The following is a 2180-nucleotide window of genomic DNA, read 5'->3' as shown; positions in this document are numbered from 1 at the left end:
TTAGGTTTTTTTGTGTTTATTTTTATTGCTCAAAATATAAAGGTAAGAATTACCTTTTGTAAAAATATAGTCGAGATGTAAAAAGAATGTTTGTGATCTTATATAAAAAGGTTATGTGAAAAATGATGGTCCAGCTCTTTTTTTGCATAACCTTTTGTATTTTTAAAGGATTTTACATAAGAAAAAATCTATAATTAAGGTAGTTAACATATATTTTTGATGGGTGTGGGGGATTATGAAAGAAATATGCATGTTATTAGTAGCTGTTATATTATGGGGGACAGCTATTGCTCCAACAAAATGGGCGTTAGAATCTATTCAGCCGTTTACTTTGTTGTTTATTCGTCTTTTTTTTGCAGGTGGAATTTGTATGCTATTTTCATTTAAGCAACTACAAAAATCAGTTGTACATAAAAAAGTTCCATGGAAAAGAATGAATTTACTAGCTTTTACCGGTGTAGCTGGGTACTTTATGTTTACATCCTACGGTATTTCTTTAACAAGTGGATTACATGTTAGTATCATAGATGCTGCATTACCATTAGTTACAATTCTTTTTTCAGCATTCTTCTTGAAAGAGAAAATTCGATTGAATTATTGGATAGGAATTATATTGGGTGCTATAGGAGTACTCTTTATTACGATTCCATCTAAAAGTGCTGATCAAGAAGTATCTTTAATAGGAGATATCCTGATATTATTAAGTACTTTTCTATTTGCTTTCTACACGGTTTTGCTAAAACGACCAAAACAAGAACAGTATTTATCAAACGAGGTTTTTACAACATTAACTTTAATTATTGGAGCTGTTATTCTATTACCATTTGCACTGGTAGAAATTCTTTATTACGGTTTACCAAAGATTGAAACTTGGAAAACGGGACTTAGTGTAATATACCTTGTTATTGGAGCAACAATTTTAGCGTATTGGTTTTGGAATAAAGCGCTAGAGAGTGTTTCAGCATCAGTAAGCGGATTATATTTAAATGCATTACCATTAATAAGTATTGTTACTTCAATTATTCTATTAAATGAATCTCTGACAGGGGGAGTAATAATGGGAGCAAGTTTAGTTTTAATCGGAGTAGGATGGGCAGATAAGCAAAAGTTATGTAATCTATTAAAAGGTAATAAGGTGAAGAATAGAGACTGCTAAACAGTATGATTTATATAATTGACATGTAAAAAAGATACCTTATATATGAGGTATCTTTTTTATTTAGCAAAGATAATAGACTAAAATTAGTATAGATATTCTTTGCTGTATTTATATGTGTCGAAATCATTTTGAAATATTGTTTGAACGAGTTGTATACATTCAGTATCATAAAAGCTTTCAAAAGTTGGATGACGGGGAAATAAAGGATCAGTAATATCGCCTTCGCTAAAATTCCCTTTATAAATCATGGCGGGAGTTTGATGATGCCATGATGTTGAGAACTCATTTATTGGTGCAGTTTTTAATTCGAAACGCTTTTCTAATTTTTTCATTTCCTGATCGAAGTTTTCTAAGTATATATAATTGGTCACATATTCTTCTTCACCAGCTATATATTGTTGTGTGAAATGTGGGTTAATATCACTTGAGTGAGCCCCTTTCATAAATAGATAGTATAGAAATTGTTTAAATGAGATCCCTTTGGGGGAATTTTCATCTTGATATAAAAACTTTCGGATGGGTTTCCATTCGGGATTTTCCATATAAGGAGGTCCAATTAAGGACACGAAAGAACTGACTGCTCTCCTGTAAGGATTACGAACAAGTTTAAACGTTTCTTTTTGTTTTTCTCGTAACGCTACTCCTAGTCGTACACTATAGGCAGGTGTACTTTTGTATATATCGTATTCAAAATTATGAATGAAAGGACTATAACTTAGAGCTGTTTGTAATAAATCAATCTGGTAAAAGAACCAATTGGCAAGAGAAGTGCAACCGCTTTTTTGACTCCAAAATAGAATGATGGGAAACTTCCTATGATAGTGTGGGCTTCTTGAATGGGCGCTTATGGTGTGTAATAAAGAAGGATCGAACAAGTTCTACACTCCTTTCAGTTATTTTACTGATATGTATGAGGAATAAAGAGGGGGTATGAGAGTCTTTTTCATCTTTTTAAAAAAAATGAAAGATTAATATTGACTATTATTATATAGAGGTGTAATATAGGACAAGTCGCCGATGC

At 31.6% G+C, this 2180-nt stretch carries 2 protein-coding genes; one reads left to right on the top strand and one right to left on the bottom strand.

Features of this window, described 5'->3' with window-relative positions; all coding sequences use genetic code 11:
• The first annotated feature begins 235 nt into the window (after positions 1 to 235).
• Positions 236 to 1156 (top strand): DMT family transporter, encoded by a 921-nt coding sequence (locus RT27_RS12070; protein ID WP_043936296.1) that lies wholly within the window; start codon positions 236 to 238, stop codon positions 1154 to 1156.
• Positions 1157 to 1242: 86 nt separating this feature from the next.
• On the opposite strand, the gene RT27_RS12065 is transcribed toward RT27_RS12070, so the two are convergent.
• Entirely contained in the window at positions 1243 to 2034 is a 792-nt protein-coding gene (locus tag RT27_RS12065; RefSeq protein WP_043936294.1) for a sulfotransferase family 2 domain-containing protein, read from the bottom strand.
• Between the last annotated feature and the right edge of the window lie 146 nt (positions 2035 to 2180).

This window comes from Bacillus sp. L_1B0_5 (assembly GCF_000836715.1).
GTDB classification, from domain to species: Bacteria; Bacillota; Bacilli; order Bacillales; family Bacillaceae_G; genus Bacillus_A; species Bacillus_A thuringiensis_S.
The sequence above is the reverse complement of the archived record's forward strand: the minus strand, read 5'-3'. Positions and strand labels throughout refer to the sequence as shown.

Bases quoted from the DNA above. Each gene is read 5' to 3' on its own strand.
- RT27_RS12070 (WP_043936296.1), top strand. From the start codon at position 236: ATGAAAGAAATATGCATGTTATTAGTAGCTGTTATATTATGGGGGACA.